At 74.4% G+C, this 20,271-nt stretch carries 21 protein-coding genes and 1 pseudogene; 11 read left to right on the top strand and 11 right to left on the bottom strand.

From position 1 onward, the window contains the following. Positions 1–375: 375 nt before the first annotated feature. Genes SL103_RS14320 through SL103_RS14300 form a run of 5 tightly spaced genes read left to right on the top strand, consistent with a single transcriptional unit; the run spans position 376 to position 4,207 of the window. Positions 376–561: a hypothetical protein gene (locus SL103_RS14320; protein WP_030411128.1), complete on the top strand. Its 186-nt coding sequence runs from the start codon at positions 376–378 to the stop codon at positions 559–561. Positions 562–571: 10 nt separating this feature from the next. Beyond that, complete coding sequence (locus tag SL103_RS14315) at positions 572–1,273, top strand: hypothetical protein (RefSeq protein WP_244303910.1); 702 nt, start codon at positions 572–574, stop codon at positions 1,271–1,273. Then, positions 1,270–2,253 carry a DUF6895 family protein gene (locus SL103_RS14310; RefSeq protein ID WP_069569228.1) on the top strand — a complete coding sequence of 328 codons (984 nt, stop codon included), beginning with the start codon at positions 1,270–1,272 and terminating at the stop codon, positions 2,251–2,253. Before SL103_RS14315 ends, SL103_RS14310 begins: the two co-directional genes overlap by 4 nt. Further along, positions 2,250–3,173 (top strand): DUF6895 family protein, encoded by a 924-nt coding sequence (locus tag SL103_RS14305; protein ID WP_069569227.1) that lies wholly within the window; start codon positions 2,250–2,252, stop codon positions 3,171–3,173. The genes SL103_RS14310 and SL103_RS14305 overlap by 4 nt, the downstream gene beginning before the upstream one ends. Further along, on the top strand, positions 3,170–4,207 hold the full coding sequence (locus SL103_RS14300) for a serine hydrolase domain-containing protein (RefSeq protein WP_069569226.1): 1,038 nt from the start codon (positions 3,170–3,172) through the stop codon (positions 4,205–4,207). The genes SL103_RS14305 and SL103_RS14300 overlap by 4 nt, the downstream gene beginning before the upstream one ends. A 34-nt stretch (positions 4,208–4,241) precedes the next feature. Here the strand turns inward: SL103_RS14300 and SL103_RS14295 are convergent, their stop codons facing one another. Together SL103_RS14295 and SL103_RS14290 are read right to left on the bottom strand one after the other, a co-directional pair. After that, positions 4,242–6,272, bottom strand: a complete 2,031-nt coding sequence (locus tag SL103_RS14295; protein ID WP_069569225.1) for an ATP-binding protein — start codon at positions 6,270–6,272, stop codon at positions 4,242–4,244. Between the two features lie 91 nt (positions 6,273–6,363). Continuing rightward, positions 6,364–8,190 (bottom strand): alkyl/aryl-sulfatase, encoded by a 1,827-nt coding sequence (locus tag SL103_RS14290; RefSeq protein ID WP_069569224.1) that lies wholly within the window; start codon positions 8,188–8,190, stop codon positions 6,364–6,366. A 293-nt stretch (positions 8,191–8,483) separates the two neighbouring features. On the opposite strand from SL103_RS14290, the gene SL103_RS14285 reads away from it, so the two are divergent. Next, positions 8,484–8,795 (top strand): hypothetical protein, encoded by a 312-nt coding sequence (locus SL103_RS14285; protein WP_069569223.1) that lies wholly within the window; start codon positions 8,484–8,486, stop codon positions 8,793–8,795. 125 nt (positions 8,796–8,920) lie between these two features. On the opposite strand, the gene SL103_RS14280 is transcribed toward SL103_RS14285, so the two are convergent. After that, positions 8,921–9,361, bottom strand: a complete 441-nt coding sequence (locus SL103_RS14280) for an SPW repeat protein (RefSeq protein WP_069569222.1) — start codon at positions 9,359–9,361, stop codon at positions 8,921–8,923. A gap of 193 nt (positions 9,362–9,554) precedes the next feature. Then, positions 9,555–10,163 (bottom strand): GTP cyclohydrolase II, encoded by a 609-nt coding sequence (gene ribA, locus SL103_RS14275; RefSeq protein ID WP_069573706.1) that lies wholly within the window; start codon positions 10,161–10,163, stop codon positions 9,555–9,557. Between the two features lie 188 nt (positions 10,164–10,351). On the opposite strand from ribA, the gene SL103_RS14270 reads away from it, so the two are divergent. Together SL103_RS14270 and SL103_RS14265 are read left to right on the top strand one after the other, a co-directional pair. Then, positions 10,352–11,131 (top strand): creatininase family protein, encoded by a 780-nt coding sequence (locus SL103_RS14270; RefSeq protein WP_069569221.1) that lies wholly within the window; start codon positions 10,352–10,354, stop codon positions 11,129–11,131. After that, positions 11,112–11,759: pseudogene (locus SL103_RS14265) on the top strand (RibD family protein); the annotation flags it as partial. The gene SL103_RS14270 and the pseudogene SL103_RS14265, both read left to right, overlap by 20 nt. Before the next feature lie 105 nt (positions 11,760–11,864). Here SL103_RS14265 and SL103_RS35985 read toward each other — a convergent pair. The 5 genes from SL103_RS35985 to SL103_RS14245 all read right to left on the bottom strand — a co-directional run bounded on the left by SL103_RS35985 (position 11,865) and on the right by SL103_RS14245 (position 16,342). Then, positions 11,865–12,875: a lysylphosphatidylglycerol synthase transmembrane domain-containing protein gene (locus SL103_RS35985; protein ID WP_099055416.1), complete on the bottom strand. Its 1,011-nt coding sequence runs from the start codon at positions 12,873–12,875 to the stop codon at positions 11,865–11,867. Then, the gene (locus tag SL103_RS14260) at positions 12,872–13,717 is read right to left on the bottom strand and encodes a trans-aconitate methyltransferase (RefSeq protein ID WP_069569219.1); all 846 of its coding nucleotides are present in this window, start codon (positions 13,715–13,717) and stop codon (positions 12,872–12,874) included. Before SL103_RS14260 ends, SL103_RS35985 begins: the two co-directional genes overlap by 4 nt. After that, a complete protein-coding gene (locus SL103_RS14255; protein ID WP_069569218.1) occupies positions 13,714–14,835 on the bottom strand; it encodes a glycosyltransferase family 4 protein in 1,122 nt (373 codons plus the stop codon). The genes SL103_RS14260 and SL103_RS14255 overlap by 4 nt, the downstream gene beginning before the upstream one ends. Beyond that, on the bottom strand, positions 14,832–15,230 hold the full coding sequence (locus SL103_RS14250) for a 6-pyruvoyl trahydropterin synthase family protein (protein WP_069569217.1): 399 nt from the start codon (positions 15,228–15,230) through the stop codon (positions 14,832–14,834). The genes SL103_RS14255 and SL103_RS14250 overlap by 4 nt, the downstream gene beginning before the upstream one ends. 122 nt (positions 15,231–15,352) lie before the next feature. Further along, positions 15,353–16,342 carry a zinc-dependent alcohol dehydrogenase gene (locus tag SL103_RS14245; RefSeq protein ID WP_069569216.1) on the bottom strand — a complete coding sequence of 330 codons (990 nt, stop codon included), beginning with the start codon at positions 16,340–16,342 and terminating at the stop codon, positions 15,353–15,355. Between the two features lie 109 nt (positions 16,343–16,451). Here SL103_RS14245 and SL103_RS14240 point away from each other — a divergent pair, with 109 nt between their 5' ends. Continuing rightward, a complete protein-coding gene (locus SL103_RS14240) occupies positions 16,452–17,246 on the top strand; it encodes a CDP-alcohol phosphatidyltransferase family protein (protein WP_069569215.1) in 795 nt (264 codons plus the stop codon). A 12-nt stretch (positions 17,247–17,258) separates the two neighbouring features. Here SL103_RS14240 and SL103_RS14235 read toward each other — a convergent pair whose 3' ends face one another. Beyond that, on the bottom strand, positions 17,259–17,657 hold the full coding sequence (locus SL103_RS14235) for a hypothetical protein (protein ID WP_069569214.1): 399 nt from the start codon (positions 17,655–17,657) through the stop codon (positions 17,259–17,261). Between the two features lie 366 nt (positions 17,658–18,023). Here SL103_RS14235 and SL103_RS14230 point away from each other — a divergent pair, with 366 nt between their 5' ends. After that, positions 18,024–18,398, top strand: coding sequence for a VOC family protein (locus SL103_RS14230; RefSeq protein ID WP_069569213.1), 375 nt, complete (start codon positions 18,024–18,026; stop codon positions 18,396–18,398). Between the two features lie 19 nt (positions 18,399–18,417). On the opposite strand, the gene SL103_RS14225 is transcribed toward SL103_RS14230, so the two are convergent. Then, positions 18,418–19,308: a siderophore-interacting protein gene (locus SL103_RS14225; protein ID WP_069569212.1), complete on the bottom strand. Its 891-nt coding sequence runs from the start codon at positions 19,306–19,308 to the stop codon at positions 18,418–18,420. Positions 19,309–19,412: 104 nt separating this feature from the next. Between SL103_RS14225 and SL103_RS14220 the strand changes: the two genes are divergently transcribed. Beyond that, positions 19,413–20,213, top strand: a complete 801-nt coding sequence (locus tag SL103_RS14220) for a TetR/AcrR family transcriptional regulator (protein WP_069569211.1) — start codon at positions 19,413–19,415, stop codon at positions 20,211–20,213. The last annotated feature ends 58 nt before the right edge of the window (positions 20,214–20,271 follow it).

Raw genomic sequence — 20,271 nt, 5'->3', positions numbered from 1 at the left:
AACCAATTTACCTCGCCGTACGGGGCCCGGCCAGGTCCGGACGGGACGGGCAGGACGGAGAGGCGGGCGGGCAGGGCGGACCGGACCGGGCAGGCCGTGACCCGCGGCAGCGGCGCCGGGATGCATCCGAACAGAGCAGTACGCTCCCCGGCCGGGCGGGCCTCCGTCACCCCGGACGTCACCTCGCGGCACCTCCCCGGGCGTTACCGGCGCGGCCCGCCAACAACCCTGCTGAACCTTGGAGTTGGTCGGCCGGTGGGCATGGCGACAGCTGACACCAGGTCACACAAATTGAGCAATAGCAGGCTTTTTCGCGTTGCGACCGATTTACGCCGATGTGAATCTGGTATCCCATTCGTCAAAGGAGTTGATCGCATGGTTACGGATCGCACGGCGCCGGTCGAGACGGCCACCCTGGCCGCCGAGGTCGAGGGACTGCTTGAACCCGCCGAGGCCGACGGCGTTTTCCGCGACACCCGCGAGTGCGGAGGTGCGCTGCTGCTGGCCGCGCTGCTCCTGATCTCGCCGCCCACCCCCCGGCCCAAGACTGACGTTCGCTGAGGGGAAAGCGTTGGCTGAACAGACGCAAGGAGCAGTCCCGCTCAGCGCTGTGATCGCCGATGCCGCAACCGGGGTCGCCCTCGCCCTGCGGGGCGAGGGTGACCCTTATGCGCTGTCCGGCATCCTGCGCCAGGAAGACGCGCTGACCCCGGCCGCGGTCCGGGTACTCGGCGCCGACGCGCTCGCGCCGTACGCCATGGAGCACCGTGCGGTGTCCGTCGGCGCGGACGACGAAGCGGTGGTCCGGCAGGCACTCGCGGCCTATCCGCCGGGAGCCGACGCCTCCGCGGTCTCGGCATGGACCTACCGGGGCCTGGTCGAGGCCGCGCACGCCTTCCTGCCCGGGGGCGCCCAGCCGTGGCCGCCACCATTCGAAGCCCCGACCGGATGGGTCGAGGACGATCCCTGGCCGAAGCTCGCGCACCGGGCGTCGCAGCTGGCCGCGCTCGCGCTGCCCGCGCTCGCCCCCGGGCTCGCCGAGCAGCTGGCCGACCGCACCGACGACCTGGCCCGCGGTTTCGTCCGGGCGGTGCGCCGCCGCGACTGGCTGCAGGCGGCCGGTCTGGGCCGCTGGCTGGCCCGGCTGCCCGAGGCCCCGCGGACCCTGGGGCTCGACAGCGGGCTGGCGTTCGTCCGCCAGATGGGCGGCGCCGACCCGCGGGTCGCGCTGCACCTCGCGGCCGCCCGGCGCTTCCACGGACGGGGTTGGTGACCGCCGGCCACAGCGACCCGGGGCTGCTGGACCGGATGGTCCGGGGCAGCCTGGGGTGGCTGGACGGGGCGCGCGGGCACTTCCGCCTGCCCCCGAACGTGACGACCGACGCCGACCCCAACCTGACCCTCAAACCACTCGGTGAGCTGGCCGAACTCAGCCAGCTGATTGGGGTGCTGCACCCGCGGGAGGACATCCGGAACACGGCCCGCGGGCTGTTCGCGTTCGCCTGGAACGAGACCCGGGACGGCGAGCTGTTCGCCGAGCTGATCCGGGGCGAGCCGTTCGCCACCTATCCGGTGGAGCTGTACGGGGTCTTCGCCCAGGCCGGGCTGCGGCACGCCGAGGTCGACGAGCTGGTGCGGACCACCACCCGGCTGCGCGGCTGGCGGGTGGCCCGCGAGGACCACACCCGTACGCTCGGCGTGCTCAACGCCGAGCGGCGGATCGGGCTGCGGCAGCACGCCGACTTCTCCGCCGTGCTGGCGCTGACCGGCCTCGGCGGGCTGCCGGAGCCCTGGGCGCTGGACCGCAAGGCGGCCTACGGCGTGACCCACGACGTCTTCCACCTCACCGACTGGGGCCGCAACCGGCAGCGGCTGTCCCCCGAACTCGCCCACTATCTGCGGCTGTGGCTGCCCTCCTGGCTGGAGAACTGGCTGGAGGAGCAGCTGTGGGACCTCGTGGGCGAGCTGCTGGCGGTGACGGCCTGTCTGCCGAAGGCTCCCCACGACCCGGCGGCCTGGCAGCGGCTGGCGGACGCGCAGGCGGCCGACGGCAGCGTGCCGGAGATCGGCGCGGCCCCGGCCTCGGAGGACCCGGACGAGGTCTTCACCGCCTGCTACCACTCCACCCTGGTGACCGCGTTCGCCGCCACCCTCGCCCGGATCGCCACCGACGAGGCCGGGGCCGGCCCGTCCGGCGCGGACCCGGCGCTGGTCGGCGGCCGTACCCCCTGCGAAAGCGAGAGTGCACCGTGACCGTGTCGGCCGCGTCCCCCGCCCTGCTGCACGGTGTCGGCGACCGGGCCCTGTCCTGGCTCGACGAGCACCGTGAGCACTTCCGGCTGACCCCCGACGACCTCGTCAACAACGGCGCGGTCGTGGAGCGGCTCAAGCCGATCGGGGAGCTGGCCCTCAACATGCAGGTGCTCTTCCGGGAGGGGGTGGCCGGGTCCCGGCAGAAGGCCCGCGCCGGGCAGCTGCTGGACTTCGCCTGGCGGGAGCTGCTGGACGGCGGCAATGTGCTGGCCCGCCTCCAGCACGACGAGCCGCTCTCCCCCGTGCCGCTGGAGGTCTATGCGACGTTCCACGAGCTGGGGCACCGCCACCCGGGGCTGGAGGCGGCGGTGGAGGTCTGCCGGCGCACCGCCACCTGGACCGCGCTGGAGATGATGCCCAACCGGCGACTCGGGGTGCTCAACGCCGAACGCAAGCTGGGCCTGGCGCCCAGCAGTGATTTCGGCGAGGCCGTGGCCCGCACCTGGCTGGGGCAGCTGCCCGAGCCCTGGACGGTGCAGCTGCACATCGCCTACGACCTCACCCACACCGTCTTCCACCTCACCAACTGGGGCGAGGCCCCCGACCGGATCCCGCCGGACCTCGCCGACTACCTCACCCGGTACCTGCCCGCCTGGATGGACGACTGGGCCGACCTCGAACACTGGGACCTGCTGGGCGAACTGCTGGTCGTCGACGCCTGTCTGCCACGGCCCACGCTGGACGCCGCGCTGTGGGAGCGGTACGCCGGGGCGCAGTCGGCCAGTGGCGCGATGCCGATCCAGCGCCGGATGCCCGAGGGCGATCCGGCCCGCGTCTTCGACCTGGTCCACCACCCGACGCTGGTCGCCGCGTTCGCGTCGGCGATGGCCACGTCCCGGGCGATGTCCGCCGTCCGATGAGCCCGGACCGCGGCCCCGCGCTCGCCGACCGCCTCGCGGAAGCGGTCACCCACATCGACGCGCCGGACATCGTGCTGGGCGTCACCCGGCGGGGCCGACGGACGGTGGTCACCGGTGGCTCCGCCCTGTCGCCGCCCACCCCGCGCCACGCCCTGCGCTACGAACTGGGCTCGCTGTCCAAGACCTTCACCGTGCTGCTGCTGGCCGACCTGGCCGGGGACGGGGTGCTGGCGCTGGACGATCCGCTCGTCGCGCATCTGCCGGAGCTGCCGCTGCGGCATCCGTACACGCGGCGGATCACCCTGTGGCACCTGGCCACCCACACCTCGGGGCTGCCGCGGATCCCCACCGACCTGGTCGCCGGTGCGCTGGTGCACCCGTACGCCAACGGGTACGCCGCCTACGACACCGAGCGGCTGCTGCAGACCTTCGCCCGGACCCGGCCGCGGCACCGGCCGGGCACCCGCTGGCGCTACTCCAACTTCGGGGTGGCGCTGCTGGGGCCGGCCCTGTCCCGGGCCGCCGGCGTCGGCTACCCGGCGCTGCTCTCCGACCGGGTGCTGCGTCCGCTCGGCCTGACCGACACCAGCCTGGGCCCGGGCACCACCGGCACCGATGCCATCGGCCACCGCACGAACGGGGTGACGCCGGTGCGCAGCGCCGACATGGGCGCCTTCCACGCCGCCGGGTCGGTCCGCGCCACCCCCGGCGACCTGCTCGGCTATCTGGAGGCGCTCCTCTCGCCCGAGGACACGCCGCTGGCCGGCCCGCTGCGCGACGTGCAGGTTCCGCTGCTGCGGCGGGGCTGGCGGCACCGCAACACCCACACCCTGACGTGGTACCAGCACCCGGCACCGCGCGGGCCGCTGCTCTTCCACGTCGGGGCGACGTTCGGCCAGCAGGCGTTCCTGGGCTACCACCCGGCGACGCACACCGGCCTGGTCGCGCTGGCCACCCGCCGGGGCCGCACCTGCCGGATGATCACCACCGCGTACGAGCTGCTGTACACACTGGCGGGCGAGCCGCGTGACTGAGCCCGGGCAGCGCCGGACCGGCGGCCGCCGGCGGTCAGAGGTCGCCCGCCAGGATCCGGGCGAGCGAGGTTCCCGGACGTTCCTCGCTGGCCCGGCGGAAGGCCTCCGCGTAGGCGGCGTCGCCGATGGCCGCGCGGGCCCGCTGTTCGCACTCCTCGCGGACCGCGCGCAGTTCGGGGGTGCCGCGCTGCGGATGCCCGACGGTGCGCCAGATGGCCTGGCCGCTGCCGTAGACCCGGGCGGCTGCCGCGCCGTCGCCGCGGGCCGCCACCGCGGCGGCGAGCAGGTCCAGGCCGAGGGCGATCCCGAACTTGTCGCCGATGCCCTGTTTGGCGGCGAGCATCGCGCGGGCGTGCTCCGCGGACTCCTCGGCGCGGCCCTGGAACAGCGAGATCAGGGAGAGCTGGTAGTCGGTGTAGGAGCGGGTCCAGTGTTCGCCGCGCCGGACACAGCCCCGGCGCAGCGCGGTGGCCTCGGCGCGCGCCTCGGTGAGCTTGCCGAGGGCGGTGAGCGCGAAGATCCGCACGAGGTGGCAGCGCAGCCGGCCGGGTGAGTCGAACGGGGCGTCCGGCGGCGGGCCGAGGACCTGTTGCGCGACGGCGTGCGCGGACATCGGGCGGCCGGCCATCAGATGCGTGAGGCCCACGAGATACCCGGCCGCCAGCACCGCCTCCGCGTCGTCGGAGGTCAGCGCCGCGCGCGAGCAGGCAAGGCCCAGCTCGTCGGCGAACGGCAGATCGCCCTGCAGGAGGACGGCGACGCCCAGGGCCCACAGCGCCCGGGTGCGGGCCCGGCTCGGGCCCTGGTGGGCGGCCAGGGCGCGGGCCAGGTAGTCGCGGGCCTCGTGCAGATGGCCGCAGCAGCTCCAGAAGAAGCCGATCGCGGCGCTGAGTTCCTGGGCCCGCTCCGGGTCGCTGACGAGGAGGTGGTCCAGCGCGGTGCACAGGTCGACGTGGGCGTCGGCGACCCTGCCGTACCAGTCGACCTGTTCGGGGCCGAGCCAGCCCTGTTCGGCGCGGCGGCCGAAGTCGACGAAGTGCGCGGCGTGCCGGTCGGCGAGGGCCGCCACCTCGTCCAGTTCGCCGAGCCACAGCCGGCCGTACTCGCGCAGGGTGTCGAGCATCCGGTAGCGGCCGCCCTCGCGGGTGAGCACCGACTTGGCGGCCAGTCCGGCCAGCGCGGTGCGTACCCCGTCCGCGGAGAGCGGGCCGCCGGCACAGACCGCGCCGGCGGAGTCCTCGTCGAAGGTGCCGCGGAAGACGGAGAGCCGGGCCCACAGCAGCCGTTCGAGCGGGGTGCACAGCTCGTGGCTCCAGCCGATGGCGCAGCGCAGCGTCCGGTGCCGCGGGGGGCGCGGCGGTCCGTCGCCGTCAAGAGTGTCGAAGCGGGTGGCGAGCCGTTCGGCGATCCGCTCGACGGAGCTGGTGGCCAGCTGGGCGCCGGCCAGTTCCAGGGCGAGCGGGATGCCTTCGAGGCGGCGGCAGATGGTGCCGGCGGCGGCCGCGTGCTGCGGGTCGGTCAGGTGCAGGCCGGGGGCGGCGCTGCCGGCCCGGTCGGCGAGCAGGGCCAGCGCGTCGTTGTCGCCGGTGCACGGCAGCGGGCCGATCTCGGTGACCCGCTCGCCGGCGAGGTCCAGCGGCTGACGGCTGGTGACCAGCACGGTCAGCCGGGGGGCGGCCGTCAGCAGGTCCCCGAGGAGGTCGCGGCAGGCGTCGACGAGGTGTTCGCAGGAGTCGAGCACCAGCAGCAGCTGTTTGTCGGCGAGCCAGGCGCACAGTGCGGCCGCCGGGGTCCGCGCCGTGTGGTCGGCCAGTCCGACGGCGTCGCAGACGGTGGCGAGCAGCAGCCCGTCACCGTGCAGCGGCCAGAGGTCGGCCCAGCAGACCCCGTCGGGGAACTGCCCCGCGGCGGCCTCCGCGGCCCGTATGGCGATCCGGGTCTTGCCCACGCCGCCGGGGCCGGTCAGGGTGATCAGCCGGTGTGCCGTCAACTCCTGGGAAAGATGCCGTAGTTCATTTCGGCGGCCGACGAAACTGGTCGACTTCTGGGGAATGCTGCTTACCACGGGCCCAGTGTGCCCCAGCTGTGGCGTCGGGTGGCGCAGGGTGGCGTATGCGGTGCGCGGCACGAAGTTGACGCCCGGGTGCCGCGGCCGGTCAGGGGGTCACGAGGGGGAAGGTGGGGTGGGGGGTGCTCAGCAGGCCGAGTAGCTGGTGGAGCGCTCCGGTCTCGCCGTCCTGCGCGGCCCCGGTCGGGCCCTGGCCGGCGAGGAGTTCGACCAGCTGGGGCTTGGTGAGGGTGAGCGTCAGGTCCGGGCGGCGGTCGTCGCGGGGCGTGGGTACGCCGGGCGAACTGACGTGTGTGAGGGCCCCGTTGGAGAGCGTCAGCTGCCAGGTCCGGTCCTCGTCGGGGAGGTAGAGGTCCAGGGCCAGTGCCGTGGACCAGGCGCGTGGGCCGTCGACGCGGAGGGCGAGCGCGTCGAGGAGCTGGTCGACGGTGAGCAGCGCGGCCGTCTCGGGACCGGCGGTGTCCGGCGGCGGTTCGGCGAGGGTGCCGCGCAGTTCCATGGCGCCGGTGAGGTAGCAGTTGCGCCAGACGGCGTTCTCGCTGCCGTGGCCCAGCCGTTCGTAGACCAGGGCGAGTGCGCGGCGGGCGCGGAGGTTCTTCGGATCGGCGAAGACGGCGTGGTTGAGGAGGGTGGCGGCGAACCGCAGATCGCCGTCGGCGGCGTACCGCTTGCCCGCGTCCACGGTGGCCTCGACGCCTCCCAGGGCGTGCACGTAGCGCTTGGCCTGCTCGGCAGGGGGGTGCTCCCACAGGTGGGCGGGGTTGCCGTCGAACCACCCCAGGTAGCGCTGGGAGATCGCCTTGACGTTGTGGCTGACCGAACCGTAGTAGCCGCGGTGCGCCCAGCCCCGCGCGAGGCCCGGCGGCAGCCGCAGTTCCTCGGCGATCTCGGGGCCGGTGCGCCCCTCGTTGAGCAGCCGCAGGGTCTGGTCGTGCAGATAGGCGTAGAGGTCGCGCTGCTCGGCCAGCAGGGCGGTGACGCGCTCCTTGCCCCAGGTCGGCCAGTGGTGGCAGGCGAAGGCGACCTCCACCTCACCACCGAAGAGGGCGAGCGCCTCGCCCAGGTGACGCGACCAGGCCCGGGCGTCGCTGACGGCACCGCCGTACAGCGGGAGGAGCTGGTGCAGGGTGTGGGTGAGGTTCTCGGCCAGGCACAGCGCCCGGTGGGCCGGGAGGCAGAAGTTCATCTCCGCGGGTGCCTCGGCGCCCGGGGTGAGCTGGAAGACGAGGCGGACACCGTCGAGGATCTCTTCGTGACCGGTGCGGGTGATGTCCACGGTCGGCGGGACCAGGGTCACGGTGCCGGTGGAGCGGGTGGCGCCGAGGCCGCAGCCGATCTGGCCGTCCGGCGCCTTGGGGAGTCCGTCGCCGTAGGCGTAGACGGCCCGCCGGCGCATCGCGGGGCCGGCGTGCAGGTGCTCGCCGACCGCGTGCTCCAGGAAGCCGGCCGGCGCGAGCACCGGCACGGGGTGGTGGTCGTGGGGCAGTACGCCGCGGGCGCCGCCGAAGTGTTCCCGGTGCGAGTGGGTGTAGATCAGGCCGGTGACCGGCTGGTCGCCGCGGTGCTTGCGGTAGAGCTCCAGCGCCGCGGCGGCGGTCTCGACGGAGTGCAGCGGATCGATGACGATCACCCCGTGATCGCCCTCGACCAGCGTCATGTGCGCGAAGTCCAGACCGCGGACCTGGTAGATGCCGTCGGTGACCTCGAACAGACCCTGGCGGCTGACCAGCCGGCCCTGGCGCCACAGGCTCTCGTGCGCGGCGTCGGGGCGGTTCTGGGCGAGGAAGCCGTACGCCTCGGCGTTCCAGACCACCCGGCCGTCGTCCATGGTGATCTCGGGCGGATCGAGCGCGGCGATGAAGCCGCGGTCGGCATCGGCGAAATCTTCGTGATCATCCACGGGCAGAGCGGTCACGGGACGCTACCTCTCCGGGGTGGCCTAGCCAATACCCCACGCAACCGATTTAACCCAATTTGCCCGACGGCCGCATGCGTGCGCGGCGGGCACCGGCCGGGCGCACCGGGCCGGGTTCCGGGCCCGGCCCGGGAGCCCCGCGGACCGGAGCGGCGACGCGGCAGCCCCCGCGCCACCCCGGCGCCGAAGTCGCCGGAGCGCCACGATCGTTGGACGAGGCGCCGCCCGGCGTTAGGGGCGGGGCCCCGCCGGGCACAACAGGGCAGGTGGCGTTGTCACGCCCCCTTGGTTGGGTGATCCCTACGGCGCGGCCTCCGCCCGGGAGAGGAGGGACGCCACTGTCCCCCTACGACGACCGGCCCTTCGGCGAGCTCGCCGAACGCTTCCGGCACGACGCCGCTCCCTCGCCGCACCTCCGCGCCCCGTGGACCGGCCGCCCGGCCGGGCCCCGCCACCGCGGCCTCGGCCGGCTGGTCCCGGCAGCCGCGGCCGTCAGCCTGGCCGCCGGGCTCGTACTGGCACACGGTCTGCTGCTCGCGGGCGGACTGGTGCTGGCCGGGCTGGCGGCCCACCTGGCGGGCGGCGGGCCGGGCCGGCGGCCGTAGCGGCCGTTACGCGCAGCGCGCCGGCGCGTCGAGCGGGCCGGCCGCACGGACCGCCGGTCCGCTTCCCGCCCGGAGACGGCAAGCGGACCGACAGTTCCCTCACGCCCCGTGACGGGGAGCGCGCGTCATGTCGCCCGGCGGCTCTTCGACGTCACGGCGACACAGGTGGCACCCAACAGGAACGTCAGGGCGCCGATGATGATGTTGTTCCAGATGACACCGGCGTCCGCGCCGGTGCCGACGATCCACGGCGAGATGATCATCCATACGCCGATCGCGCACATCGCACCGCTCAGGCCGTACATCCGCTCGGGGGTCACGGTGAAGCCGACCGCCAGGAGGGCGATCGCGATCCCGAGGATGAGGTTGTGGGTCGTGAGCGCGGGCTGCGCGGCCGCGTAGTGGACGATCCACGGGGAAGCGGCGCAGTACAGGCCGACCAGGAACACCGGTCCGTCGACGAGTACCACGTCACGTCCGCCGAGAACCCGCTCGTATCGCGCCTGCATCTCAGATGCATCGGGGTGACCTGCGAGATCTCCCCTGTGGTGTGAGACGTCGGCCATGCGACTCGCCTCCTTCATCCACAAGCCTGGCCGGTTTTCCGCGCGGCATCTGACCACGCACCTTTATTTTGCGCTTATGTCGGCTTTATGTGTAGATGAAGCGACAGGTGAATTTTGAAGGGTTCCGGTCAGCCTCCGTGCCCGCCCGCGGTCAGCGGGCGCCACCCCCTCGGGCGGACCGCACCGGACCGCGTCAGCTCAGGCCGTGCAGGCCGTCCAGATGCGGCAGGTCGTGGTCGAGCCGCTCCCGCTTGGCCCGCAGGTAGCGGATGTTCTCCGCCCGCGGCTCCATCAGCAGCGGCACCTGCTCCGCGACGGCTATGCCGTGCCGGAGCAGCGCCGCCCGCTTGCGCGGATTGTTGGACAGCAGGCGTACGGACCGCACCCCGAGGTCCCGCAGCATCTCCGCCGCGACGCGGTACTCCCGGGCGTCGACCGGCAGCCCGAGCGCGATGTTCGCCTCGACCGTGTCCAGCCCCTCCTCCTGAAGCCTCATCGCCCGGAGCTTGGCCAGCAGCCCGATCCCCCGGCCCTCGTGGCCCTGGAGATAGACCAGCACGCCCCGCCCGGCCGCCACGATCGCGCGCAGCGCGGCGGACAATTGGTCACCGCATTCGCAGTGCGTGGAGGAGAACACATCACCGGTCAGGCATTCCGAATGCACCCGGGTCAGCACGGCTGTTCCCGCCACCTCACCGTGGACGAGCACGACTTGCTCGATTCCACTGCGAAGGTCGAGATAGCCGACCGCCAGGAATTCGCCGTACGTGGTGGGCAGCCGGACCTCCACCACCCGTTCCACGTACGGTTTCTGGGCGTCATCGAATGCGACGGCCACGTCGCGGCCGCTGCCGGCAACATCGTCGGGGTCGGTCATGGCGCGATGGTACCCGCGTGGGGAATCGATGGGCAGAGATCACTCAGAATGGCAACAAGTATGCTGCGAGGCCCATGAAGCGCAGGGCCGGCGACGAAAGGCGGCAGCACACCATGACCGCTCCGGGACAACCGACGGCGGGCAGCGGCCTGTTGCCGGCCGACACCACCGAGGACATACGGGCCCGGCGGCCGCTGATGGCGCTCCTGCCCATCGGCAGCTTCGAACAGCACGGGGCTCACCTGCCGTTGACCACCGACACCGTCATCGCCTGCACCGTCGCCCGGGAGTTGGCCGCCGCGCACCCGGTCCTGCTGCTGCCGCCGCTGACCGTGTCCTGCTCGCAGGAGCACGCGGACTGGCCGGGAACCGTCAGCATTTCGGCGCGGACCCTCCACGCGGTCGTCACGGACATCGCCGCATCGCTGCGCCGGTCCGGCATCGGCACGCTGATTCTGGTCAACGGCCACGGCGGGAATTACGTACTGCGCAATGTGGTGCAGGAATCCGCGGGAAGCGGCGTACGGATGGCGCTCTTCCCGGGCTCGGGCGACTGGGACGCGGCACGCGACCGGGCCGGTGTGCGGACACCCGCGCACAGCGATATGCACGCCGGTGAGGTCGAGACCTCGATTCTGCTGCACGCCCATCCCGAATTGGTCAGGGACGGCTACGAAACGGCGGATTGCGACGCCGATGACCGGAAGCATCTGCTGACGCTGGGAATGTCGGCCTATACCGCATCCGGGGTCATCGGCCGGCCGTCGCGCGCCTCCGCCGCGAAGGGCCGTGAATTGCTGGCCGGTCTGGTCGGGGCATTCGGGGAATACGCCGCGCTGTTCGCGGTGCCGGCGGAAACCGGAGGCCGCGACGATGTCCGCACGGAGGACTGAGGTGCTGGACGCCGCGACGGCCTGGGAACGGCTGCGGGAGATCCGTACGGCCGACGAGGCCCGGGCCGCCGGACTGGGGCCGGACGGCGACGCCGGGGCCGGCGGGGAACGGGCCCGTTCGCCCGAGGCCGCCGAACTCGTCGAGCGCTATCTGCCGCTGTGCCTGGCCGGCCCCCGGTACGCGTTCGCGCAGCTCGGGCAGAGCCTGGACGGCTTCATAGCGACCCGTACCGGCGACGCCGACTACGTCACCGGGCCCGCCGACCGCCGCCATCTGCACCGGCTGCGGGCGCTCGCCGACGCGGTGGTCGTCGGGGCCGGTACCGCGGTGGCGGACGACCCCCGACTGACCGTGCGCGCCTGTACGGGCGACAACCCGGTGCGGGTGGTGCTCGATCCGCGGGGCCGGGTGCCGCTGGACCGGGGCGTGTTCACCGACGGTGCCGCGCCCACGCTGTGGGTGGTCGGGCCGGACGCGCGGCGGGCCGCCGTGGGCGACGGGGTGGAGGTGCTCGTGCTGCCGGACCCCGCCGCGTTCGCGCCGGGGCGGCTGCTCGCGGTGCTGGCACGGCGCGGACTGGGCCGGGTGCTGGTCGAGGGCGGCGGCGTCACGGTGTCGCGGTTCCTGCGGGAACGGGCCCTGGACCGGCTCTATCTCACCGTGGCGCCGGTGCTGCTCGGCGACGGCGTCCCCGGGCTGCGGTTCGCCGGTACACCGGTGATGCGCGAGGCGCTACGCCCTCCGCTGCGACGCGCCCTGCTCGGCGAGGACACGCTTTTCGAGCTGGACCTGCGGGCGGTCGGCGACGCGTGGCTGGGCGAGGCGTCGCAGGAGCAGCACCGCGGCGCCCGGGAGGCTCGCCGCGAAGGCGAGGACGCCGTAGACCACGGCGCTGGTCAGGCCCTGCGCCGCGCCCAGCCCGGCGGCGCCGAAGGCCCAGGCGGCAACGCCCTCGCGGGGCCCCCAGCCGCCGATGTTCAGCGGTAGCGCCATCGCGAGCAGCGCCAGCACCACCAGCGGCACCAGCTCGGCCGTGGGCGCGGTGGCGCCGGCGACCCGGGCGGCCAGGACGAACATCGCGAGGTAGCCGGCGAGCACCACGACGGAGGAGAGCGCGACGCCGGGCCAGACGTCCCGGCCGAGCAGGCCCCGGCGGGCCTCGGACAGCACCCTGCGCAGGGCGCGTTCGCCGCGCGAGGCGCCCCGGCGTCGGCGCAGCCACCACCCGGCCGCGAGGACGGCCGACACCGCCGCGGCGGCGGACACCGCCACGGCGGGCGAGGCGAGCAGGTGGGCGACCGGCGCCAGCACCGGCGACGGCCGGAGGACGAGCACCCCCGCCCCGGCCACGACCAGCACCAACTGGCCCGCGGTGCGTTCCAGTATCACCGCGCGGACGCCCCGGCCGAGGTCGCCGGCGGAGCGACCGTGCCGGACCGCGCGGTGGACATCGCCCAATACGCCGCCGGGCAGCGCCGCGTTCAGGAACAGCGCCCGGTAGTAGTCCGCCACGGCCGGTCCCAACGGCAGCCGCAGGCCCAGCCCGCGGGCCACCAGGCACCAGCGCCAGGCGCTGAAGACCGTGGTCAGCAGGCCGATGCCGAGCGCCGCCAGGAGCGTGCCGGGGTCGATCCTGCGCAAGCCCGCCAGGAAGGCGGCGGAGCCCAGGTGCTGGACCAGCGCGGCCAGGATGCCCGCGCCCGCGAGCATCCGCAGGCCGGCCCCCCAGCCGGGGCGGTTCACCCGCCGCCCCCGGGCAGGGCCAGCAGATCGGTGTGGTGCACCGCGACCTGCAACTCCCCCGCCGCGCACTCCTGGAGGCGCCGGCCCAGGTACGCCGCGGCCGCCGGTGCCAGCTCCGGGCACTGGGCCTGCGCGGCGCCGACCCAGCCGTGCAGCCACTCGGCGATCAGCGCGGACTCCGCACACCCCAGCCGCCAGGTACTCGGCTTGACCTGCACCCGCGCGCCCCGCCGCTCGAAGGCCGTGACGGCCGCCGCCACCGCGTCCGGGCCGAGCAGCGTCCGGCCGTGGTCGGTGCGCCGCTGGTGCGCGTTGAAGGCGTCGGTCAGCGTCTCGTCGAACGGGTCGGCCGGGGCCAGTTCGACCAGGCCGGCGACGGAGAGCGCCAGCAGCGCCGGTACGCCGGCCCGGGTACACGCCTCGGCCAGCGCCTCCACCTCCTCGACGGTCAGCAGGTCGAGCAGCGCCGAGGCGGTGACCAGGGAGGTGCCGGCGAGGTCGGCGGCGGTGAGGGCGGCCAGGTCGCCGGGCGCGGTGGTGGCGGTGACGGGGGTGCCGTCGGCGGCCGTTCCCGGCATGCGCGTGCCGGCGAGGGCGAGCAGGTCGGGATCGTGGTCGTGGAGGACCCAGCGCTGCGGGCCGGGCAGCCGGACGGTGAGCCAGCGCGCCATCGAGCCGGTGCCGCAGCCCAGGTCGCGGATCACCAGGCCGGGCGGCCCGGACCGCCCGGCCAGCCACGCCTGCAGCGGGCGCAGCAGCTCGGGCGCGCGGGCCGCGGCGTCGGCGCGCTCGCGCAACTCCAGCCAGCGCGGGGCGAATCGAGGGCTGCCCACCGCGTTCATCGGGCGCTCCGGGGTACGTGCCGAAGCCGTTCCAGCGCTCCGGCCAGACTGTGCGACGTCATCTCCCACTCCTCCAGCATGGCACGCCGGTCGCGCGCCGATCTCCGCAGCCGGTCGCGCAGTTGCGGTCCGTCGAGCCAGTCGCGCAGCGCCCCGGCCAGCGCGGCCGGTGGGGCGGACGGGACGAGCAGGCCCGGCAGGCTGCCGTCGGGCGCCCGCCCGAGCGCTTCCGGTACGCCGTCGACGGCCGTCGCCAGCACCGGGATTCCGCGCGCCAGCGCCTCGGTGACGACCATGCCATAGGTCTCCGCGTACGAGGGCAGCACCAGCAGGTCGGCGGCCGCATAACGGGCGGCCAGCTCGGGGCCGGCCAGCGGCCCGGTGAAGACGATGCGGTCGTCGAGGCCGAACGCGGCGACCCGGCTGCGTAGTTGGTCCGGGTATGTCCGGTCACGGCCGGGCCCGCCGACGAAGGTGCAGCTCCAGGAGGCGTCGGCGACGCCGGCCAGGGCGTCGATGAGCCGGTGCTGCCCCTTGCGCGGGGTGAGCGAGGCGACACACAGCAGCGCGCCGCAGCCGTCGGTGCCGGGCGCGAGCGGCGCCGGGTCGGTTCCCGGCCGGGCGACGTGGACGCGCTCGGCGGCCAGCCCGTGGTGGGCGACGAGCCGGCGGGCGGCCCCTTCGCTGGTGGCCACCACCGCGGACGCGGCCCGCAGGGTGCGGCGTTCGCGGGCGTCCAGGTCCGCGGCCGTCCCGGCGTCGAGCCCGGTCTCGTCGCCCAGTGGCAGATGCACCAGGACGGCGAGCCGCAGCCGCGCGGCCTCGGGGACGACGATCTCGGGGACGCCGCAGGCGACCAGTCCGTCGCACAGGACCACCGCGCCGTCGGGCAGCGCCGCCAGCCGGCGGGCCAGCCCCTTGCCGTCCTCGGGGCCCGGCCGGGGCCAGTCGCCGGGCAGCGCGGAGCGCCGCACCCGCCAGCCCGTCGCCGGGAGGTCGCGGCAGACCCGCAGGTCGTAGCGGTTGCCGCCGCTGGGCGCCGTCGGGTCGTCGACCCCGCCGGGCAGCAGGACGTGCACCAGCCGGTCGGCCGCCGGGCCGGCGCCGGTGTGCGTCACAGAGTGCGCTCGTAGGTCGCCCAGGCGATGTGCGATTCATGCAAGGTGACCGATATGCCGGTCAGTTCGCGGGCACTCTCGCCGAGGTTGCCGGCGTGGACGCGCTCGGCGAGCCGGTCGGCGATGACCTTGGCCAGGGCCTCGGTCGAGGTGTTGACGCCGGCGAAGGCCGGCTCGTCGTCGAGGTTGCGGTAGTTCAACTCACCGACCACACCGCCGAGTTCCTGCGTGGCCAGGCCGATGTCGACGACGATGTTGTCCGCGTCCAGCTCCGGGCGGCGGAAGGTGGCGTCCACGATGAAGGTCGCGCCGTGCAGACGCTGCGCGGGCCCGAAGACGGCGCCCCGGAAGCTGTGCGCGACCATCAGGTGATCGCGGACGGTGATGCTGAACACGGGCGTTCCTCCGGTGTGATGTCGGTCTCAGTGCGGGTGTCGGCGGGCGTCTCGGGACGGTGTCGGCGAGGGGTCGTGGGGGGCGGTTCGGGCCGGTTTGCGATGCTGCCTCCGGGGCGCTCCTACGATCCGTCCGACGGCGCGTACCGGATGCGGTGGCAGAGCGCCGGCAGGTCGCCGGAGGCGAGCCGGGGCAGCACCGACGGCAGGTCCTCGAAGGCGGATTCGCCGGTGACCAGCGCGTCGAAGGCGGGGTCGGCGAGGAGTTCGAGGGCGAGCGCGAGCCGGTCGGCGTAGCTGCGGCGGGCCCGCCGGGCCGGGGAGAGGGCCCCCACCTGGCTGCTGCGGACCACCAGCCGGCGGGAGTGGAACGCCTCCCCCAGCGGCAGGCTGACCCGCCGGTCCCCGTACCAGCTCAGTTCGAGGACGGTGCCTTCCGGAGCGAGCAGTTCCAGCGCGCGGGCCAGGCCCTCCTCGGTGGCGCTGGCGTGCACCACGAGATCGCAGTCGCCGCGGGCGTCCGCGGGCAGCGCGAAGTCGACGCCCAGCGCCTCGGCGGTGGCCGCGCGCGCCGGGTCGGCGTCGACCAACTGCACCCGCACCGCCGGGTAGCGGGCGAGCAGGGCCGCGACGCTGCAGCCGACCATGCCCGCGCCGATCACCGCGACCCGGTCCCCCACCAGCGGCGCGGCGTCCCACAGGGCGTTCACCGCGGTCTCCACCGTGCCCGCCAGCACGGCGCGGGCGGCGGGCACGGCGTCCGGTACGGGGGTGACGGCGCTCGCCGGGACGACGTAGTGCGTCTGGTGCGGATAGAGGCAGAAGACCGTGCGGCCGCGCAGCGCGGGCGGTCCCTCCTCGACGACGCCGACGTTGAGGTAGCCGTACTTGACCGGGGCGGGGAAGTCGCCGTCCTGGAAGGGCGCGCGCATCGCCTCGTGCTGGCTCTCGGGCACACCGCCGCGGAAGACCAGGGTCTCGGTGCCGCGGCTCACCCCGGAGCAGAGCGTGCGCACCAGCACCTCGTCGGGGCCGGGCTCCGGCAGCGGCTCCGTACGGATCGCGCCCCGACCTGGAGCGCTTAGCCAAAAGGCACAAGCGACGCGCGGCATCGGGATCCTCCTGGACGCTACGACGGGGGTTCGTTGATGCTGGAGATCATGAGGACGCCGACACCATACGCGGCGCCCATCGACTGCGCCACAAGTCGAGGGAGGCACGGTGGCCGTACAAGAGCGCTACGACACAAGGCCGTTCGCACCGGACACCACGGCGGGGATGGGCGTGCAGCTGCTGGTACTGGAGGTGCTCTGCCGGGCGGTCGGCATGGGCACCACGGGGTGGCTGACGGGCTCCGCGTTCGCGGTGGTCACCTGGGTGGTGCTGACCCTCGCGCTGCGCCGGTCGTGGACCGGGGCGTTCGGCCCCGCGAACCGCGTCACGCTGGCCCGGACGATCCTGGTCGGCGGGGTGACCGCCCTGGTCGCGGACTCCTTCGAGCGGCGGCCGCCGGTCGCGGTGCTGGTCGCGCTGGCGGCCGTCGCGCTGGTCCTGGACGCGGTCGACGGTCAGGTGGCCCGGCGCACCGGTACCGCGACCGCGCTGGGGGCACGCTTCGACATGGAGGTCGACGCCTTCCTCATCCTGGTGCTCTGCGTGTACGTCGCGGTGCCGCTGGGTGCCTGGGTGCTGGCGATCGGCCTGATGCGGTACGCGTTCGTCGCGGCGTCCTGGGTGCTGCCGTGGCTGCGCGGCGCGCTGCCGCACAGCATGGCCCGCAAGACGGTGGCGGCACTGCAGGGCATCGTGCTCGTCGTGGCCGGCGCCGGAATCCTGCCCCGGGCGTCGGCGGCGGCCGCGGTGGCCGTGGCGCTGGCGCTGCTGGCCTGGTCGTTCGGGCGGGACATCGGCTGGCTGTGGCGGGTCAGGGCGCGTCCGGGCGGCGCCGGCCGGGGCGGGACGGCGGCACGGGCTCCGGTCGCCGGGGAGGGCCGGGGCGTGTCCGTCCGGTCCTGATCCGTGGGTCCGTCAGGTCCCCGCGTGCCGCCCGAGGTAGACGACGAGGGCGAGGAAGACCAGCACGAGGTTCGTGACGACGACGGCGAGCAGCACCTGCCGCAGCAGGCTGCGCGGGGTGCGTGCCGGCTGGGTCAGCAGCACCGTGGCGGGCAGCCGCGCGAGTTGGGCGCCCGGCCGGACCGCGGTCGTGCGGGGCCGCCGGACCCCGCAGCGCGGCGGGGTGCGGTGCCGGGCGAAGGTCTCCGGGCAGCCGCGGCCGTGACCGCGGGCTCCGCGCAGGGGTCCCCGCCCCGGTGGGCGGCCCCGGCAGGGGCGGGTGGCGCCCGGCCCGGAGGAGGTGGGTATGCAGGTGCGGGAGCGGACCGCCCGCCAGGGCGGCGGTCCTTTACGTCGCGGTGCGCCGGACATCCGCCGTCACCCGGCTACGGCCGCCGGCATCACGCCGGCTCCGGTCCGGGCCGCTGCCGTGCCCGCCCGGCGCGGCCCCTGCGCCCCGCCCCACTGTGCCCTGATCGCCGTGCGCATCCGTTGCCCTGCCGAATCGGCGAAACCGCCCACGCATGTCCTCCGCGTCCAGGCCGCCCGGCCCTCGCGTCATCTGTTGAATTGCGGATTTCCACAACTCTAGACGACGAGGGCGGGCCACCTGAATGGCCGTGGGCGAAACGGCCTCCGGCGCCTGCCGCGGGGACACCGCCCGGGCGCCGTACGGGAAGGCGGCGCGCGCCGGGAAACACGTGGACAGGACCGGCCGTCAATCCCATAGTGACGCGCATGACTTCACTGATACGTCACCTCACGATCGACTGCTCCGACGCCTACCGCCTGGCGCGCTTCTGGGCGGAGGTGCTGGACGGATCGCTGGCCGAGGACGACTTCCCGGGAGATCCGGAGGCCACCGTCACCACCGCGGGCGGGGCGCTGCTGTTCGTCTCCGTGCCGGACACCAAGACCGTCAAGAACCGGGTGCATCTGGACCTCCAGCCGCAGGACCGGAGCCGGGACGAGGAGGTCGAGCGGCTGCTGGCGCTGGGCGCGACCCTGGTGGCCGACCACCGCCGGCCGGACGGCACGGGGTGGGCGACGATGGCCGACGTCGAGGGCAACGAGTTCTGCGTGGAGCGGAGCGCGGCGGAGCGGGCGCGCTGATCCGACGCCCCCTCAGGGGTCAGTCCCGCCGGGCGCGGGCGGCGTCCGCGGCCCGCTCCCGCGCCTCGGCGAGGTCGGCCTCGGTGGGGGCGTCGTCCTGGGAGAGCCGCGCCCGCCAGTAGCCGGTGAAGTCGATCTGCCGCTTGTCGATGCCGCGTTCCTCGACGAGGTGGCGGCGGAGCGTGCGCACCGTGCCCGCCTCCCCGGCCAGCCAGGCGAACGGCGTGCCGGCCGGGAAGGCCAGCGCGCGGACGGCCGCGGGCAGGGCGTCGCCGGAGCCGGGCGGGGCGCCGTCGCGGTGCACCCAGTGCACCGTGAGATCCGCCTTCGTGGTCAGGTGCTGCTCCTCCGCCGCGTCGGCGACCTCCACACAGGCCAGCGCGCGGGTGCCGGGCGGCAGCGCCTCGACGAGGGAACCGATGGCCGGCAGCGCCGTCTCGTCGCCGGCCAGCAGCAGCCAGTCGGCGGTGCCGAGCGGCAGCGGACGGGCGTAGAGCGCCGACGGGCCGTAGCGGGCGAGGGTGTCACCGGTCCTCGCGGTGGCCGCCCACCGGGTCGCCGGGCCGCTCGCCGGATCGTCCGCCGGTGCGGAGCCGTGCAGCACGAAGTCGACGGTGATCCGCTGCCGTACGGGGTCGTAGGAGCGCACCGTATAGCTGCGCATCCACGGCCGTTCGTCCTCGGGGAGGGCGAGGAACGCCTGGTACCAGCGCATTTGGTCGCCGTCCGCGGGCACGTCGGGCAGCCGGGGCGCGGCCTGGCCGGGCCTGGGGAACATCAGCTTGAGCTGCTGGTCCGGCCAGGTGCGGAAGTCGTCCAGGCCCTCCCCGGCGAAGCCGATCCGGACCATGTGCGGGGTGAGCCGCCGGATGTCGGTGACGTGGATGAGCGCGACGGGCTCGGCCGCCATCGGATCCTCCTTGCGGTAGGCGGAGTTCGGGAAACGGGACTGATATCCTTACACCGTAAAGAGTTAGCGTGAGGACATTACTTTACGCCGTAAGGAGACTGCAAGTGGTGGTATTCGCCGGCCAGGGCGACCCCCGCCGTTCGATGACGCTGCTGTGGCGCGCGGAGGGCGGGCGCGGGACGGACGCGAAGCGCGGGCCGGGCCCCAAGCCGGCGCTGAGCGTGGACGTCATCGTCGACGCCGGGATCGCCGTCGCCGACGCCGAGGGCATGGCGGCCCTGTCCATGCGCGCCGTCGGCGAGCGCCTGGGGCGCACCGCGATGGCGCTCTACACCTACGTCCCCGGCAAGAGCGAGCTGGTGGACCTGATGTACGACCAGGTGCTGGCCGAACTGCCGGCGGACTACGACCTCACGGCGGGCTGGCGGGCCGCGCTGACCTCCTGGGCCGAGGACACCTGGGAGTTCTCCCTGCGCCACCCCTGGGTACTGCAGGTCTCCCAGGCCCGGCCGGTGCTCGGCCCGAACGAGTACCGCGCCATGGAGGCGCTGCTGCGCGTGCTGCACGCCACGGGGCTGGGCCCGGCGGTGCTGCGGCGGGTGGTGGGGACGCTGACCCACTTCGTGCGGGGCGCCGTGCAGACCGTCGCGGAGTCGCGGCTGGCCGCCGCGTCGACCGGGGTGTCCGACGAGGAGTGGTGGCCGGCCCGGTCCGGGGTGCTGCAGGAGGTGGCCCCCGACTTCGCGGAGCGCTTCCCGCTCCTGGTCGGCCTGGAGACCGAGGGCGCCGCGCCGGTCACGGACGACACCGTGCCGTATCTGGAACGCGAGGCGCGCACGACCTTCGAGGTGGGGCTCGGGGTCGTGCTGGACGGCATCGAGGCGGCGGTGGCGCGGGCCCGCTGACCGCCCCGGACGGCAGGAGCCCGGCCGGCGGCGGCCGTTGGGGTGATGAAGCGGGCAC

It is taken from the genome of Streptomyces lydicus, from assembly GCF_001729485.1.
Classification (GTDB): Bacteria; Actinomycetota; Actinomycetes; order Streptomycetales; family Streptomycetaceae; genus Streptomyces; species Streptomyces lydicus_D.
The sequence above is the reverse complement of the archived record's forward strand: the minus strand, read 5'-3'. Positions and strand labels throughout refer to the sequence as shown.

Excerpts from the sequence above, each read along its gene's own strand:
- SL103_RS14320 (WP_030411128.1), top strand. The coding sequence starts at position 376 with ATGGTTACGGATCGCACGGCGCCGGTCGAGACGGCCACCCTGGCCGCC.
- SL103_RS14300 (WP_069569226.1), top strand. The coding sequence starts at position 3,170 with ATGAGCCCGGACCGCGGCCCCGCGCTCGCCGACCGCCTCGCGGAAGCG.
- SL103_RS14280 (WP_069569222.1), bottom strand. The coding sequence starts at position 9,361 with ATGGCCGACGTCTCACACCACAGGGGAGATCTCGCAGGTCACCCCGAT.
- SL103_RS14270 (WP_069569221.1), top strand. The coding sequence starts at position 10,352 with ATGACCGCTCCGGGACAACCGACGGCGGGCAGCGGCCTGTTGCCGGCC.
- SL103_RS14260 (WP_069569219.1), bottom strand. The coding sequence starts at position 13,717 with ATGAACGCGGTGGGCAGCCCTCGATTCGCCCCGCGCTGGCTGGAGTTG.
- SL103_RS14245 (WP_069569216.1), bottom strand. The coding sequence starts at position 16,342 with ATGCCGCGCGTCGCTTGTGCCTTTTGGCTAAGCGCTCCAGGTCGGGGC.
- SL103_RS14235 (WP_069569214.1), bottom strand. The coding sequence starts at position 17,657 with ATGTCCGGCGCACCGCGACGTAAAGGACCGCCGCCCTGGCGGGCGGTC.
- SL103_RS14230 (WP_069569213.1), top strand. The coding sequence starts at position 18,024 with ATGACTTCACTGATACGTCACCTCACGATCGACTGCTCCGACGCCTAC.
- SL103_RS14225 (WP_069569212.1), bottom strand. The coding sequence starts at position 19,308 with ATGGCGGCCGAGCCCGTCGCGCTCATCCACGTCACCGACATCCGGCGG.